This window comes from Bradyrhizobium sp. UNPA324 (assembly GCF_006658635.1).
Taxonomy (GTDB): Bacteria; Pseudomonadota; Alphaproteobacteria; order Rhizobiales; family Xanthobacteraceae; genus Bradyrhizobium; species Bradyrhizobium nanningense.
Genome location: NZ_LFJD01000004.1, coordinates 5,796,113 through 5,810,855 on the forward strand (window position 1 = coordinate 5,796,113; position 14,743 = coordinate 5,810,855).

Annotated in this window: 14 protein-coding genes; 9 read left to right on the forward strand and 5 right to left on the reverse strand. The window is 63.3% G+C overall.

Features of this window, described 5'->3' with window-relative positions:
• Nucleotides 1-43 precede the first annotated feature (43 nt).
• The 4 genes from UNPA324_RS27800 to UNPA324_RS27815 all read right to left on the reverse strand — a co-directional run bounded on the left by UNPA324_RS27800 (nt 44) and on the right by UNPA324_RS27815 (nt 4,213).
• A complete protein-coding gene (locus UNPA324_RS27800; RefSeq protein ID WP_181769539.1) occupies nt 44-919 on the reverse strand; it encodes a hypothetical protein in 876 nt (291 codons plus the stop codon).
• 58 nt (nt 920-977) lie between these two features.
• The gene (locus UNPA324_RS27805) at nt 978-1,718 is read right to left on the reverse strand and encodes a hypothetical protein (RefSeq protein ID WP_141937025.1); all 741 of its coding nucleotides are present in this window, start codon (nt 1,716-1,718) and stop codon (nt 978-980) included.
• A 208-nt stretch (nt 1,719-1,926) separates the two neighbouring features.
• A complete protein-coding gene (locus UNPA324_RS27810) occupies nt 1,927-3,333 on the reverse strand; it encodes a DUF6418 domain-containing protein (RefSeq protein ID WP_141937027.1) in 1,407 nt (468 codons plus the stop codon).
• A 10-nt stretch (nt 3,334-3,343) separates the two neighbouring features.
• Entirely contained in the window at nt 3,344-4,213 is an 870-nt protein-coding gene (locus tag UNPA324_RS27815) for a hypothetical protein (RefSeq protein ID WP_141937030.1), read from the reverse strand.
• A gap of 441 nt (nt 4,214-4,654) precedes the next feature.
• Between UNPA324_RS27815 and UNPA324_RS27820 the strand changes: the two genes are divergently transcribed.
• From UNPA324_RS27820 to neuB, 5 genes are all read left to right on the forward strand, one after another.
• Nucleotides 4,655-5,857 (forward strand): HAD-IIIA family hydrolase, encoded by a 1,203-nt coding sequence (locus UNPA324_RS27820; RefSeq protein ID WP_141937032.1) that lies wholly within the window; start codon nt 4,655-4,657, stop codon nt 5,855-5,857.
• Between the two features lie 132 nt (nt 5,858-5,989).
• Nucleotides 5,990-7,009 carry an NAD-dependent 4,6-dehydratase LegB gene (locus UNPA324_RS27825; RefSeq protein WP_141937034.1) on the forward strand — a complete coding sequence of 340 codons (1,020 nt, stop codon included), beginning with the start codon at nt 5,990-5,992 and terminating at the stop codon, nt 7,007-7,009.
• Nucleotides 7,010-7,028: 19 nt separating this feature from the next.
• A complete protein-coding gene (locus UNPA324_RS27830) occupies nt 7,029-8,213 on the forward strand; it encodes a LegC family aminotransferase (RefSeq protein WP_246667225.1) in 1,185 nt (394 codons plus the stop codon).
• Complete coding sequence (gene neuC / locus UNPA324_RS27835; protein WP_141937037.1) at nt 8,206-9,384, forward strand: UDP-N-acetylglucosamine 2-epimerase; 1,179 nt, start codon at nt 8,206-8,208, stop codon at nt 9,382-9,384. The genes UNPA324_RS27830 and neuC overlap by 8 nt, the downstream gene beginning before the upstream one ends.
• The gene (gene neuB / locus UNPA324_RS27840; protein ID WP_141937039.1) at nt 9,381-10,451 is read left to right on the forward strand and encodes an N-acetylneuraminate synthase; all 1,071 of its coding nucleotides are present in this window, start codon (nt 9,381-9,383) and stop codon (nt 10,449-10,451) included. Before neuC ends, neuB begins: the two co-directional genes overlap by 4 nt.
• On the opposite strand, the gene UNPA324_RS27845 is transcribed toward neuB, so the two are convergent.
• Complete coding sequence (locus tag UNPA324_RS27845; protein ID WP_141937041.1) at nt 10,448-11,059, reverse strand: acetyltransferase; 612 nt, start codon at nt 11,057-11,059, stop codon at nt 10,448-10,450. The two genes, neuB and UNPA324_RS27845, sit on opposite strands and share 4 nt — an antisense overlap.
• Nucleotides 11,060-11,255: 196 nt before the next feature.
• Here UNPA324_RS27845 and UNPA324_RS27850 point away from each other — a divergent pair, with 196 nt between their 5' ends.
• Genes UNPA324_RS27850 through UNPA324_RS27865 form a run of 4 tightly spaced genes read left to right on the forward strand, consistent with a single transcriptional unit; the run spans nt 11,256 to nt 14,743 of the window.
• Nucleotides 11,256-12,305, forward strand: a complete 1,050-nt coding sequence (locus UNPA324_RS27850) for a nucleotidyltransferase family protein (protein ID WP_141937043.1) — start codon at nt 11,256-11,258, stop codon at nt 12,303-12,305.
• On the forward strand, nt 12,302-13,210 hold the full coding sequence (locus tag UNPA324_RS27855) for a Gfo/Idh/MocA family protein (RefSeq protein ID WP_141937045.1): 909 nt from the start codon (nt 12,302-12,304) through the stop codon (nt 13,208-13,210). The genes UNPA324_RS27850 and UNPA324_RS27855 overlap by 4 nt, the downstream gene beginning before the upstream one ends.
• Nucleotides 13,207-13,908 (forward strand): acylneuraminate cytidylyltransferase family protein, encoded by a 702-nt coding sequence (locus UNPA324_RS27860; RefSeq protein WP_141937047.1) that lies wholly within the window; start codon nt 13,207-13,209, stop codon nt 13,906-13,908. Before UNPA324_RS27855 ends, UNPA324_RS27860 begins: the two co-directional genes overlap by 4 nt.
• A gap of 13 nt (nt 13,909-13,921) precedes the next feature.
• Entirely contained in the window at nt 13,922-14,743 is an 822-nt protein-coding gene (locus tag UNPA324_RS27865; RefSeq protein ID WP_141937049.1) for an SDR family oxidoreductase, read from the forward strand.

The window sequence follows — 14,743 nt, forward strand, 5'->3', positions numbered from 1 at the left end:
CCAGGGCAGCACTGCTCCCTGCTCCGACCCTCGATTTCCTTGATCAATGCTGCAGGATACCGGCGAGATTCATGTGCGCGGGCCGTGAGTGCTCGATGCCCAGCAACGTCCGCCGATTGTCGTTCGTGCGCTGCAAGTGCAGGCTCGCGAGCGTCATTCCGGTGCAAGTGGTGACCGTGGTCCCGCGACCGCCGAACGGCTTGAGAAAATCGAACACGCGGCTGCCGAACATGTCGACGACCGACATCTCGCGCGCTCCGAGCGGCGGGATCTCCCCGAAGTCGCCCTCGATCTGCTCGCCGTCCTCGCGGATCAGCTTCGACGTCGGCCGCGCCGCATGAGCGTATTCAGGATCGGAGGAGTGATTTATCAGCAGTACGCTGCTGACGATGTCGTCAGTCGCAATGATCTTCGGATTGATCCCGGTGAAGCCGACATGCGCCTTGAGTCTGCCCTCGTTCAAGGGCCGGGCAAACGCGCCGGTGCGGTAGATCGCGACGTTGTCCTGATCGACATAGGTCATCGAATAGCTGGCAGGCGAGGAACGGAAGCCGTCCATGCGTCCGCGCGACATCACGGCGATGACGAGATAATCGTCCTGAGGCAGCTTGAGCGAGGCGAAAAGACGCGACAGCTCGATCTCGACGGAGGCACCCGGCGCGTAGTCCTTCGGAAACTCGTAGGTCGCCCGGTATTCTCCGTCGCGCGACAGGATGTGCAGCTTGAATCTCAGCTTCTTGCTGAAGCCCGAGGCGACCAGGCTGGCGAGCTCGGGAACGAGATCCTTGACCGTCTCACGAAAATTCTTGCGCAGGCTGCCGGCAACGAGGCTGCGGAGATACTTGATGTCGACCGGACGATACCAGGCGGGGATCGAGAAGCCCATGCGCGACTCGACACCCGCGAAAGTCGGGAACATGAATCTGGGCTCGTAAGGTTTCCAAGGACTGGATGAGAAACGAGTCACGAACGCGCCCCTAAAAATGATGCAAGCTGAACTTGCCGTTGGCAAATTCATAATAGCTGAACGGACTGGCGATGTTGGTGCCCTTGAACTCCAGGGCGAATCCTTCGGCCGCGCCAATCAACCGTTCAGCCTCGGGGAATAGGTCCAGGGTGCTGATGCGGGCTGCGCCCATCGGCGCGATTTCCGGCAGCGCACGCTCGCCCAATGCGGTGCCGTCCAGGGCCATGAGCCGGGCCGTCCCCACCGAGCCGCCTTCGGACGCCATGCAGGAGTTCACGAGCACCACACCGGACTCCTTCAGGAATCGCGTGAGGTAGGATTGCATCCAGGCAGAAGTCGGGAACGGCGCTGCCGCGACGGGCTCGCGCTCGTGCGACAACGTTATCGCCCCGTGCTGTGAGAAATATTGTGTGTAATAGCCGGTGGTCACCTTCCGCCCGGGACGAAGCTTGGTCTCGTGTTTCGGGACCAGCGCCATCGCAACCGTTCCCGAAATGCGCGGACACAGGTCCGACGTCTGCAATTGCAATTGCCCATTGACGCCGAGTTCCCTGTGGAAATATCCGGCAGCCTTGCCCGCTCCATCAAAGAACCAGACATGAGCATCCACCTCCGGATGATCCTTCATGAAGACCGAGAAGTAGTTGAATGCGCAGACTTCTGTCGTGACGATCTTGTCGTTGCGCAGGTAGAGCACAGCGGGCGGATAACCCCTTGCGACGGCCTCCCCAATCTCCAATTCACCAGGCATCTGGACGAAACTCAGCGGGAGGAAAAACACCGGCCAAAAGGCCGGCGAATATCGTACTAGGGCGCGTCTTGGTCTTCTAGCCCGCGTGCAAAAACCGACGCTTGATGCGACTGTTTACGCTTTGCCAAATGTGGAATCAACCGGTAAACGACCTCCACAGCTTGCGCTTGCAAGAGGCTAGAAATTGCCCTTGCGGCGGGCGATCGCATCAGACTGCAGAACGGCGAAACCAACGAGGGCTGTCTGCCACCACCCACGGGAGAATAGGCCGGCCCAGCGCCTGCGCGCGCTCCTCCATCATGATTGCGGCGAACAGCGCAGCAATTTTGACCCAATATGTCGGCGTTGCGACGAAGTTCAGCATGCCGCCGATGTACATCACGTAGATGCCGTACAGCACGTAGAAGGATAGAGCCGCCGTCAGATATCGTTCGGCGATGATTGACCGGATCATGACGGCGGAGAGGAGCGCAGTGAGCCAACCGGCCCCCAGCAGAAAGATCCAGCCAAAATTAGGACCAAACAGCTCGAAGAAAATTTCGGGAAACCCGCCTGCGAACTGAAAGCCACCCGTGATGTGTTCCGTCGTCCGCGGCTCGCCGATCGTCTCGGACATCAGGAGCTGCGGGGTCGTGTTTCGTCCTGCAACGATGGGGCGGTCGAACAGGAAATCGAAGACGTGGCGCGCGTCCCAGTCTCCGTTGACCAGAACGCGTTGATAGGACGCCCATCCTATCTCCGACGGCTGCACCAGAACGCGCTCGACAAAAGCGTCCAGCGCCGCCTGACCTTCGAACCCCCGGACCCTGGTCAGATTCCAATAGAGCGCGAATGCGATCATCGCGGTCGTCAGCGCAATGACGCCGGCGCCGGCCAGCAAGATGCGGCGGTCGGCAATCCGGGGCAGCAAGCTGAACAAACTTGCGCTCCCAAGATCTCGCGCCTGAACGATCAATACCGCGGAAAACGGTATGACAAAGAACGCACAAAATCGATAGAACGGCGAGAAGCGCCCGCCGACGAGAAACATGTAGAAGGTGAGGACGGCCAGCAAACCCACAAAGCGATAATCGTAGCGCTGGCGTCGCAATCGCTCGGCCACAAACATGGTGCCCCACCAGAAGCAGAGCATGTCGCCTCGCTCGACCACCAGGCGATGGAGGAAATTGGCCTGTTCGTTGAACGTCCAACGCTCGATCTTGGCAAACAGCGGAATGACGCCTCCCTGAATCAAGGCACCGAAAAGCAAGATCAAGAAGAGAACGGACGCGTAGAACGTGACGTCAGAAAGGGTCAGTTGAGATTGGGGCGCAGGCGGTCCGGGAGTTGGGGCCGCCCGCGCCCATTCATCGAGCGCTCTCGAGTTGAAGACCCAGAGGAAAGGAAGAAGCGTCAGAAAATACGCGATGGACTGGAACGCCGTCATGACGCCGGGTCCAATAAACATCTGAAGTTGGGACGAGAACACCGGCCCCACGAGGTCGATATAGAGCGACGAGACCGTCCGCCATGCAAAGGTGAACAGAAGGAAGGCAAGACAAACGAAAATCGTCGACCTGAACAGTCCCAGCCAGACGATCAATAGTAGTAAGGAGACTCCAGCCAGAAGACTCATTGCTCAAGTCCTACTCGAGACGAGCCGGCCGCCTCAGAACGAAGGTCAATAGACTGATGAAAAGAAGCATGCCCAAGCCCGCCAGGATAGCTCTTTGCACGAGATTGACTTCTCTCGGCCCTTCCGTCGCGGGAGACGATCCATCTTGTAGACCCGTCGTCCTCACGGTGCGTTCGAGATACGCCAGTAGAGCGATGCGCGTATCGACGTTGAGCATCCTGTCGACAGACGCCCCAGGGCTTTCCGTGAAGACAGGTCCGGTGAAGATCCCGTCGGGTCGAGCCGGCGTGATATCCATCTTGCTCTTCTTCAACGCATCGTCGAGCAGCGCTCTCGCCTCCTGCAACCGCGCGCGCACGGAACGCAACAACTCCATTCTCGGCTCGGACAATCGCTGGTGCGCGGCCTGAATCGCAAGAACAGCCTGTCGCAACAGGGTTACCGCCTCCTCCTTCGAAGCGGAACTCGCCTCCAGGCGGATCGACGAATCTCCAATAACGATCCCCCGCAATGAGGCTCCGGCGAACGCCCCCCGCGAGTCGGGAAGCGCTTTCTGAGCCTCGGCCAGAACAGTGCTTTCAAATTGAAGCGCTCCGATTCGTGTCACCAGATCACGGGCATTCTCTACGGGTTCAATCGCTGCCCCAGCGAGCCCGAGAATACTTTCAAGGGTGGGCATTGTGCCAATTGCGATCGTCGAAGTCGCAGTCCAGGATTGCACCTTCCGCCCCACGGCAAGGGAGCCAAGAGCAGCCAACAAGATCGCCCCGATCACAAGCGAAAGAACCCAATGTATCCGCACCGCTCGGACAGCGACGTGGAACCACCTCGCGAGCTGCAGAAACGCTGGAGCTCGCGGCGTACGCTCGGCCATCGGCATGTAATTCTCGATCCCCGGCAAATCCCCAAAATACGGATGGGGAACCCAATCATTATCATACTGAGCATTATCATACTGAGCTATCTACGGTTGATCAATCGGCCTAAAACAAAGGGCTCCCGAACAACAATCGTGACATGCCCGCAGCCCTCTGCCCGGCCATTTCGTTGAACGAGAACAACACGAATTCCTTGCTCGTTGCCTCCGGGCATCACTCAGCGTAAAGAGAGCACACAACAGCTCCTGTCGTGGCGAGTGGCACGCCATGGCCGGTGTTGGTGCGGGGTATCTGTCACTCAGCGTTGCGCGCTTCAAGCCTTATCGAGGATCGACCGACGCTGGGAGAAGTCCGGCCGCACAGCTAATCCAGCGAGAGGCCAGGATCTTGCGACAGACATTTGCTACTCACCTTCGAATAAGGTGCCGAGGGGGAAAGCCGTCATGCTGAGACAGGCCGTGATCCTCGTCGGCGGGCTGGGCACCCGGCTGGGTGAGCGAACCAAGCTGATCCCGAAGCCGATGCTCGACATCGGCGGGCGACCGTTTCTCGACACGCTGATCGACGAGCTGGTGCGCTATGGCGTGTTCGACGAAATCCTCCTGCTGGCGGGCCACAAGGCGGAGATCGTCGAGACACACTACGCCGGGGCCGCCAGGGAGGGCGCGCGAATCGTCGTGTCCCGTGAGACAGAGCCGCTCGGCACCGGCGGCGCGCTCGTTCATGCGCGCAATTTGCTGCACGATCGCTTCCTGCTGCTGAATGGAGATTCTCTGTTCGACTTCAACCTGCTCGATCTGATCGCCCGCGCCCGTGACGGTCGCGTTCACATGGCGTTGCGGGACGGCGTCGTCGGGGACCGCTACGGACGCGTCGTGCTCGATGGAGACATGGTGCGCGACTTCATCGCGCCGGGCGCGGGGGCGACGGGCCCGGTCAATGCCGGCATCTACGTTATCGACAAGTCCGTGCTCGACGAGATCGCAACGCTTCCCGCCTCGCTCGAGCAGGAGGTCTTCCCAGGCCTCGCCAAGTCCGGCGCGCTGCGCGGCACGGCCTATCGCGGCTACTTCATCGACATCGGCATTCCCGACGATTTCGCCCGCGCCGATCGCGAATTGCGCCGGCAACTGCAGCGGCCGGCTGTGTTCTTCGATCGCGACGGCGTGCTCAACCACGATTCAGGATACACTTACGAAACGCATAAGGTCGAATGGATCGAGGGGGCACGCGAGGCCGTGAAGGCCGTCAACGATGCCGGCTATTTTGCCTTCGTCATCACCAATCAATCCGGCGTCGCCCGCGGCTACTACGAAGAGCACCACGTCGCCACGTTGCACCGCTGGATGGCGGAGCAGATGGCAGAGATTGGCGCGCATATCGATGCTTTCGAATATTGCCCCGATCATCCCGACGGAACCGTCGCGCGCTACTGCCGCGTGAGCGACCGGCGCAAGCCGGCGCCGGGCATGATCACCGATCTGACCCGGCGCTTTCCGATCGACATGACGCGCAGCATGGTGATCGGGGACAAGGAAAGCGACATGGAAGCGGCGCGTGCGGCCGGCGTGGCGGGCCACCTGTTCGAAGGCGGAAATCTGGAGGCTTTCGTGAAACAGCGCCTGAAACCGGCCGGCAAGGCTTAGGCGCGCGACGAAAAACGCTGCATCCCCGGACATTTGGCAGCCTGCGAGCGTTGCTCTGTTGCGCGCGACCGTCAGTGTGCTATAGCGCCATCTTGTTGCGAATATTGGCTTAATCGCCATTTGGGGTCCGGCATGGCAGATCTGAGGGACGCCCGCGTCCTCGTTACCGGGAGCGACGGCTTCATCGGTTCGCATGTCGTCGAGGAGCTGGTGAAAGCCGGAGCCCGCGTCAAGGCGGTCGTCTATTACAACTCCTTCAACTCCTGGGGCTGGCTCGACACGATTCCGGCCGACATCATGTCGTCGGTTGAGGTGGTGGCTGGCGACATTCGCGACCCGCATTTCATGATCGCGGCCGCGAGCGGCTGCACCGACGTGCTGCACCTGGCGGCGCTGATCGCCATTCCCTTCTCCTATGTCGCACCCGATTCCTATGTCGAGACCAATGTGCGCGGCACCGTGAACGTGCTCCAGGCCGCGCGCATGGCCGGCGTACGGCGTTTCGTCCAGACCTCGACCAGCGAAGTCTACGGCACGGCACAGACGGTTCCGATCAAGGAGAGTCATCCGCTGGTCGGGCAGTCGCCCTACTCGGCCTCGAAGATCGCCTCCGACCAGATGGCGCTGTCGTTCCAGGCTTCCTTCGACATGCCCGTCGTGGTGATCCGTCCGTTCAACACTTTCGGCCCGCGGCAATCGGCGCGCGCAGTGATCCCGACGATCATCAGCCAGATCGCGACGGGCAAGCGGAAGATCCGCCTTGGGGCCGTCAGCCCGACCCGAGATTTCTCCTTCGTCACCGACACCGCACGCGGCCTGATCGCGGGCCTCACGGCGCCTGCGGAACAGGTCGTTGGCCAGACCATCAATCTCGGCAGCGGCTTTGAGATCTCGGTCGGCGCGACCGCGCAGATGATCGCCGATGTCATGGGGACCACGATCGAAATCGAGACCGACGAGGCGCGCCTGCGCCCCGCCAACAGCGAGGTCGAGCGACTCTGGGCCGACAATTCCAAGGCTCGCCAGCAGCTCGGCTGGAGCCCGCAGTTCGGCGGCATCGAGGGCATGCGACAGGGCATGGTCAAGACGGTGAACTGGTTTACCAATCCTGCAAACCTCAGCCGCTACAAGGCTGACGTGTACAATGTCTGAGGCAATGGTGGACCGTCCCGTGACAAGGTCAGGCTTCGACCAAAAAACGATCGTCGATGCCGTGCGGCGCGCCGTGGGGACGCCGAATGGCATTCTCGGCCTGCATGAACCAGTGTTCGCCGGCAACGAGATCGCCTATCTCGAAGAGTGCATCAAGAGCACTTTCGTCTCCTCGGTCGGCCCCTTCGTCGATCGGTTCGAGCGCATGCTCGAGGAGATCACCGGCGCCAGGCGCGCGGTCGCCGTCGTCAATGGCACGGCCGCGCTGCACGCCTGCTTCAGGCTGGCCGGCGTCGAGCCCGGCGAGGAGGTCATCTCACCGGCGCTCACCTTCATCGCGACGACGAATGCGATCGCTTATTGCGGCGCAACGCCTCATTTCGTCGACAGCTCGCTCGAAACGCTCGGCATGGACGCGCGCGCACTCGCGCTGCGGCTCGAGGCGATCGCGCAGAAGACTGCAACCGGCACCATCAACCGCGAGACCGGCCGCCGCATCGCGGCGATCTCGCCGATGCATACGTTTGGGCATCCTGTCGAACTCGACGAAATCGCCGCGATCGCGCAAAGCTGGGGTATTGCGCTGGTGGAGGATGCCGCGGAATCGCTGGGATCGACCTACAAGGGTCATGCCGTCGGATCACAGGCGCGGCTCGCGGCACTCAGCTTCAACGGCAACAAGATCGTCACCACGGGCGGCGGGGGCGCCATCCTGACCAATGACGAGGAGCTCGGCCGCCGCGCCAAGCATCTCACCACAACCGCGAAGCTGCCGCACAAATGGGCCTTCGTCCACGACGAGATCGGCTTCAACTACCGTCTGCCGAACTTGAACGCGGCGCTCGGCTGCGCCCAGCTGGAGCAGCTCGAGGGCTTCCTGGCAAGCAAGCGGAAGTTGGCTGCGGCCTATGAGCGCGTCTTTGCGGATGTGCCCGGCGTGCGTTTCTCGCGCGAGCCCACGGCCACGACGAGCAACTATTGGCTGAACGCCATCCTGCTCGACGAGGCGTATGCCGACAGGCGTGACGACCTTCTCGCCGCGCTCAACGACGCCGGCTTCGGCGCACGCCCGGCCTGGACCTTGATGCACAAGCTGCCAATGTTCGCGCAAAGCCCGCGCGGCGATCTTTCCACCGCCGAATCGATCGAACGCCGCCTGATCAACCTGCCCAGCAGCGCCAGCATCAGGGCCCGCGATGAATAGCGGCGCGCGAAATATCTGCTTCGTCACGGGCAGCCGCGCCGATTTCGGCCTGCTGGTCTGGCCGATGCGCGCGATCCGGGAAACGCCGGGACTGACACTTCAGCTCGTCGCCACCGGCATGCATCTCGCGCCGGAGTTCGGCTACACCTTCAACGCAATCGGCGACGAAGGATTTGAGGTCGACGCGCGCGTCGAGACACTGCTGAGCAGCGACACCGGCGCCGGCGTCGCGAAATCGGTCGGCCTCGGCGTCATCGGCTTTGCCGACACCTTCACACGGTTACAGCCGGATCTCGTCGTCGTGCTCGGCGACCGTTTCGAGATGTTCGCAGCCGCACAGGCCGCGATGTTCATGCGGCTGCCAATGGCGCATCTGTTCGGCGGAGACGTTACCGAGGGCGCGATCGATGAATCCACGCGCCATGCCATCAGCAAGATGTCGCACCTGCATTTCACCAGCAATCAGGACTCGACGCGGCGATTGATGCAGCTTGGCGAGCATCCGTCCCGTATCCACACCATCGGCTCGGTCGGCATCGACGCCATCAAGCATCTCGATCTGATGGACCGCGACGGCATCAGCCGCGCGATCGGAATGCCGCTCGGCGAACGCAATGCGCTCATCACATTCCACCCTGTCACGGTCGAAGCCGGGCGCTCGGTGGCCGAACTGGACGAATTGTTCGCGGCACTGTCGACGCTCGATCCCGCCTTTCGTTTCGTGTTCACGCTCGCCAATGCCGACGCCGAGGGCCGCGCCTTGAACGCCCGGATCGAGGCTTTCGCGGCAAGCCGGCCGAACACGATCGCGATTGCCTCGCTCGGACAGCTTCGCTATCTCAGCCTGATGAGCCAGGTAGACGTCGTGATCGGAAATTCCTCGAGCGGCGTGCTCGAAGCGCCCTCCTTCGGCGTTCCCACGGTCGATATCGGCGACCGTCAGAAGGGACGCGCGCGCGCGACGTCGGTGTTTCACGCAACGCCCGAGCGCGGCGCCATTGCCGCCGCCATCGCGGCGGGGCTCCAGCGCGGCCGTCAGGCTACCGTCAACCCTTACGGTGACGGCGAATCGAGCCGGCGATTTGCCGATATCATCGCCGGCATTCCGGATTTTCGGCAGCTGCTTTCAAAGGGCTTCTACGAACTTCCGCCAAGCGGGGCGCAGGCATGACAACGCATACGCTGATCATCGCGGAAGCGGGCGTCAATCATGACGGCAGCCTGGAGAAGGCGCTGGCGCTGGTCGACGCCGCCGCCGACGCCGGCGCCGACATCGTCAAGTTCCAGACCTTCAACGCGAAGGCACTGGCGGGCGGCGCGGCGAAGAAGGCCGATTATCAGCAGCGCACCACCGATGCCGCCGAGAGCCAGCTTGCCATGCTGGAACGACTTGAGCTGCCGCAGGCCGCGCATCACACGCTGATCGAACGTGCCACGGAGCGCGGCATCGAATTCCTGTCGACACCGTTCGACGACGCTTCGCTCGCCTTCTTGCTGTCGCTGAGACTGCCGCGCATCAAGATCGGATCGGGCGATCTCACCAATGCACCGCTGCTGCATGCGGCCGCGAAGGCCGGCGCGACGTTGATCCTGTCGACGGGCATGGCAACGCTCGGCGAGATCGAGGAGGCGCTCGGCGTCCTCGCGCACGGCTACGGCCCATCCGATGACCCACCCGGCATCACCGCCTTCCGCGCGGCGTGGCGCGATCCGGCCGCGCGCACGGCGCTCGCACAGCACGTGAGCCTGCTCCATTGCACGACCGAATATCCCTGTCCCGTCGGTGACGTGAATCTCGCGGCGATGGCGACGATGCGGTCTGCGTTCCAGCTTCCGGTCGGCTATTCCGATCACACCGATGGTTTCGAGGTTTCGGTGGCCGCCATCGCCCTCGGCGCGAGGATCATCGAAAAGCACCTGACGCTCGACCGCAAGGCACAAGGCCCCGATCACGCCGCCTCCCTGGAGCCTGACGATTTCAAGCGCATGGTGATCGCCATCCGCAACGTCGAACACGCGCTCGGTGACGGCGTGAAGACGCCAAAGGGTTCCGAGATGAGGAACGTCCCCGTGGCGCGCAAGAGCATCGTTGCGGCGCGCGCCCTGAAGGCTGGTGAGACCATCGGCCCCGCCGACATCACCGCCAAGCGCCCCGGCGCCGGCCGGCCGCCGATCGACTATTGGTCGCTGGTCGGAACGGCCGCGCCACGCGCACTCGAGCCGGACGATCCGGTCTAGCCTCGCGGTTTTGCCGGAACACCGCGCAGCACGGACCCTGGCGGGCATGGAGCCGTGACCACCGATCCCATCGCGACCAGCGTGTCGTCGCCGATCGCGATATGGTCCCTGACGCGGCTGCCGAGACCGATGAAGCAGTTCTCGCCGATCTTCGCACCTCCGCCGATCACGGTTCCCGGCGACAGATGCGTGCAGTCGCCGATCCGCACGTCATGCTCGACGACGACAGCGGAATTGATGATGCAGTGATCGCCGATCCGGCTTCGCGCATTGAGGATCGCGCCCGGCATGATGACGGCACCTGCGCCGATCATGGCTGACGGCGAGACGATCGCACGAGGGTGAACCACCGATGCCCAGCGTTTGACCTGCATGCGGCCGACGATCTGCCGGCGTGCGGGCCCCGCCTGCATCGCTCCGATTCCCACTACGAAGGCGGCATCCGGATACTCTGGCGCGACCTCGTCGGTTCCGAGATAGCTGACGTCGCCAAGCGTTCCGGGTTGGCGATCGAGGAAGCCGACGACCCTGAACTGGCCCGATAACCGTGCCGCCTCATAGACCATGAAGGCATGCTCGCCGCCGCCTATGATGATCAGATCGTCCATCGCGATTCCCTTACGCGGGGCGATCTTAACGGGGGACCGCGGGTCTTCAAACCATTGATTCGGACCGCGAAATGCTTGGGTTAACGGGCCTGTTCAGGGGATACCGTTGGGGTTGACGCGGCCTCTCGCAGCCGCGATATAGCAGGCTCAGCCCTGGGGCGGCCCCCGATATCTGGCGCATACGAGGCAGATTGCCATGAAATCCTGGCGTAAGGCCGTCGTTGGAACGCGCGCGACCGTGGGCGAGGCCATTGCTGCCATCGAGAGCGGAAGCATTCAGATTGCGCTCGTGCTCGACGACCAGAATCGCCTGCTCGGCGTGGTCACCGATGGTGATGTGAGGCGCGGGCTGCTGCGTGGTGTACCGCTCACCGGCCTTGCGACCGACATCATGAACCGTGCACCGGTGTCGGTTTCTGCGACGCTGCCGCGCGAGGAGCGCCTGCAGCTGATGCGGCAGAAGTCGATCAAGCAGCTGCCGCTTGTCGACGAGGGCGGCCATCTGGTCGTGGTCGAAACGCTCGATGAGCTGCTCGAACCGGCTCATTATCCGAACCCTGTCCTGATCATGGCGGGCGGCCTCGGCGAGCGCCTCGGCGCGCTGACGCGCGACGTGCCGAAGCCGATGCTCAATGTCGGCGGCCGACCGCTGCTCGAGACGATCGTCCGCAACGTCGTGCAGCAGGGTTTTGGCAACATCTTCATCTCGGTCAACTACAAGGCAGAGACGATCAAGGACCACTTTGCCGATGGCGCCGCCTTCGGCGCCAACATCCAGTACATCCACGAAACCGAACGGCTGGGGACTGCGGGTGCGCTCGGGCTCTTCAAGGCGCCGCCGACTCTGCCCATGATCGTCACCAACGGCGACATTCTCACGACGATCAACTACGGAGCTCTCCTCGACTTCCACAACGCGACGCCGGCGGAAGCGACGATGGCCGTGCGCGAGCACAAGGTCCACGTTCCCTATGGCGTGGTGTCCACGTCGGACGGTTTTCTCGATGCCATCCGCGAGAAGCCGACCGAGAGCTGGTTCGTCAGCGCCGGTATCTATGTGATCGGCCGCTCCGTCTTCAGCCATGTCACGCCCGGCGTCAGCATCGACATGCCGACCGTGCTGGAGCGCGTGATCGCCGACAAGGGAAGGGTCGCGGTCTATCCCATTCGGGAATACTGGCTCGACATCGGCCGCCTGGAAGATTTCGAGCAGGCTCATGCGGAGTTTCACGAGGTCTTCCCGTGACCTCGACAAAAGCCGTCGTGGTTGGCCTCGGCTCGATCGGCACAAGGCATGCGCGCATCCTGCGCGAGCTTGGCCTGGAGGTCGCGACCGTCAGCCGCCGCGAAGGCGGCGACTACGGGTCGATCACGCAGGCCATCGCGGCGGCGCATCCGGACTACGTGGTGATCGCTACCGAGACCGCGCGCCATGCGGCCAATCTGCAAGAGCTCGCGCAGGCCGGCTTCGATGGCAAAGTCCTAGTCGAAAAGCCGCTGTTCGCGACACCGGCCCCTCCCCCGAAATATCCGTTTGCCCATGTCAGCGTCGGATACAATCTGCGCTTTCATCCCGTCATGACGGCTCTGGCCGAAAAACTGCACGGGCGCGACGTGATCACAGTCGCAGCCTATGTCGGCCAGGACATCAGGGAGTGGCGACCCGGCCGTGATCATCGCGCGACCGCATCCGCCACGGTTGATTCCGGCGGCGGCGTGCTGCGGGATCTCAGCCACGAACTGGACTATCTCCTCTGGCTGTTCGGGCCGTGGCATCGCGTCGCAGCGCTCGGCGGCGCGTCCGGCGCGCGCGATATCGACGTCGACGACCACCTCGACCTGCTGCTCGATATGCAGCGGGCGCCATCGGTCCATGTCCACATGGACTATCTCGACCGCCAGGGCATCCGCCGCATCCGCGTCAATGTCGACGAGGACACCATCGAGGCCGACCTCGTCGGCAGCCGCCTCACGGTCAACGGCAAGACGACGGAGATCCCCAGCGAGCGCGACCAAAGCTATCGCGACATGCATGTCGCGGCGATGCGCGGCGCGAGCCCGGCTTGTTCACTGCCCGAGGCGCTCGGCGTCGTCCACCTGATCGACGCCAGCGAGCGCGCGCTGCGCACCAAGACCTGGGTGTCGCCATGAGTCTCCTCTGCACCATCTGCGCGCGGGGAGGCTCGAAAGGGGTCGTCGGCAAGAATGCGCGCGATCTCCTGGGCAAGCCCGTGCTCGCGTGGAGCATCGCGCAGGCGCGCGAGACCGGGCTGTTCGACGCGATCGCCTTCAGCAGCGATTCGGACCCGCTGCTCGACGCGGCCCTGAAGGCGGGCGCCGACATCGCGGTCAAGCGTCCGGACGCGATGGCGACCGACACCGCGCCGAAGCTGCCGGCGATCCGCCATTGTCTCGAGCAGGCCATTGCGCAAACGGGCAAGACGCCGGAGATCTTCGTCGATCTCGATGTCACCTCACCGCTGCGGCTGGCCTCCGACATCACCGGCGCTGTGGCACTGCTGCGCGAGAGCGGTGCGCGCAACGTCATCACGGGGGCTCCGGCGCGCCGTTCGCCCTATTTCAACCTGGTCGAGCAACGCACCGATGGCAGCGTCGGCCTCTCCAAATCCGCCAATCCTCCGATCACGCGCCGGCAGGACGCGCCGCGCTGCTTCGACATGAACGCGTCGATCTATGTCTGGCGCGTCGCGCCGTTCCTGGAGCAGCCGGCGGTCTTCTATCCCGACACGCGACTGTTCGAGATGCCGGAAGAGCGCTCGATCGACATCGATTCCGATCTCGATTTCGCGCTGGTGGAACTGTTGCTGCGCCAACGACTGTCGGCCTGAGGAGGCCCAAGCGATGACCACGAGCTTCAAGGCTCTGTTCGATCTTACCGGCCGCACGGCCGTCGTCACCGGCGGATGCGGCATCCTCGGGCGTCGCTTCGCCGAAGGCCTCGCCGAGTTCGGCGCCAATGTCGCGATCGTCGATCTCGATCAGGCTGCGACCGATGCGGCGGCCACCGACGTCACCTCACGCCACGCCGTCCGCGCCAGAGGCTATGGCTGCGACATCACCGAGCCCAGCTCCGTCCGCACCGCGGCCGATGCGATCGAGGCGGACCTCGGACCGGTCTCGATCCTGCTCAACAACGCCGCCAGCAAGACCCGCGACGTCGATGCCTTCTTTGCGCCCGTCGAGAAATTTTCCCAGGACACCTGGCGCGAGATCATGGCGGTCAATCTCGACGGCATGTTCAACGTCGCGCAGGTGTTCGGCGGCCGGATGGCCGAGCGCGGCTACGGCGCCATCGTGCAGACCGCCTCGATCTACGGGCTGATGGCGCCTGACCAGCGCATCTACGAAGGCTCAGAATATCTCGGCCGCGCCATCAACACGCCCGCGGTCTACACGGCGTCGAAGGCCGGCGTCATCGGCCTGACCAAGCATCTGGCGACCTACTGGGCGGCGAAGGGCGTTCGCGTCAATACCCTCACCCCGGGCGGGGTCGAGAGCGGCCAGAACGAGACCTTCAAGGCGCGCTATGGCGCTCGTATCCCACTTGGCCGCATGGCGCGCGCGGACGAGATGGTAGGGACCATGCTGTTCCTGGTGTCGGACGCCGCGTCCTACGTGACGGGGCAGAACATCGCCGTCGACGGCGGCCTGAGCGCCTGGTGA

What these genes read in the sequence shown, in the direction of transcription:
- UNPA324_RS27800 (WP_181769539.1), bottom strand. Translation starts at nt 919, where the DNA reads ATGTTCCCGACTTTCGCGGGTGTCGAGTCGCGCATGGGCTTCTCGATC.
- UNPA324_RS27820 (WP_141937032.1), top strand. Translation starts at nt 4,655, where the DNA reads ATGCTGAGACAGGCCGTGATCCTCGTCGGCGGGCTGGGCACCCGGCTG.
- UNPA324_RS27850 (WP_141937043.1), top strand. Translation starts at nt 11,256, where the DNA reads ATGAAATCCTGGCGTAAGGCCGTCGTTGGAACGCGCGCGACCGTGGGC.
- UNPA324_RS27825 (WP_141937034.1), top strand. Translation starts at nt 5,990, where the DNA reads ATGGCAGATCTGAGGGACGCCCGCGTCCTCGTTACCGGGAGCGACGGC.
- UNPA324_RS27845 (WP_141937041.1), bottom strand. Translation starts at nt 11,059, where the DNA reads ATGGACGATCTGATCATCATAGGCGGCGGCGAGCATGCCTTCATGGTC.
- UNPA324_RS27860 (WP_141937047.1), top strand. Translation starts at nt 13,207, where the DNA reads ATGAGTCTCCTCTGCACCATCTGCGCGCGGGGAGGCTCGAAAGGGGTC.
- UNPA324_RS27810 (WP_141937027.1), bottom strand. Translation starts at nt 3,333, where the DNA reads ATGAGTCTTCTGGCTGGAGTCTCCTTACTACTATTGATCGTCTGGCTG.
- UNPA324_RS27865 (WP_141937049.1), top strand. Translation starts at nt 13,922, where the DNA reads ATGACCACGAGCTTCAAGGCTCTGTTCGATCTTACCGGCCGCACGGCC.
- neuB (WP_141937039.1), top strand. Translation starts at nt 9,381, where the DNA reads ATGACAACGCATACGCTGATCATCGCGGAAGCGGGCGTCAATCATGAC.
- neuC (WP_141937037.1), top strand. Translation starts at nt 8,206, where the DNA reads ATGAATAGCGGCGCGCGAAATATCTGCTTCGTCACGGGCAGCCGCGCC.
- UNPA324_RS27815 (WP_141937030.1), bottom strand. Translation starts at nt 4,213, where the DNA reads ATGCCGATGGCCGAGCGTACGCCGCGAGCTCCAGCGTTTCTGCAGCTC.
- UNPA324_RS27805 (WP_141937025.1), bottom strand. Translation starts at nt 1,718, where the DNA reads ATGCCTGGTGAATTGGAGATTGGGGAGGCCGTCGCAAGGGGTTATCCG.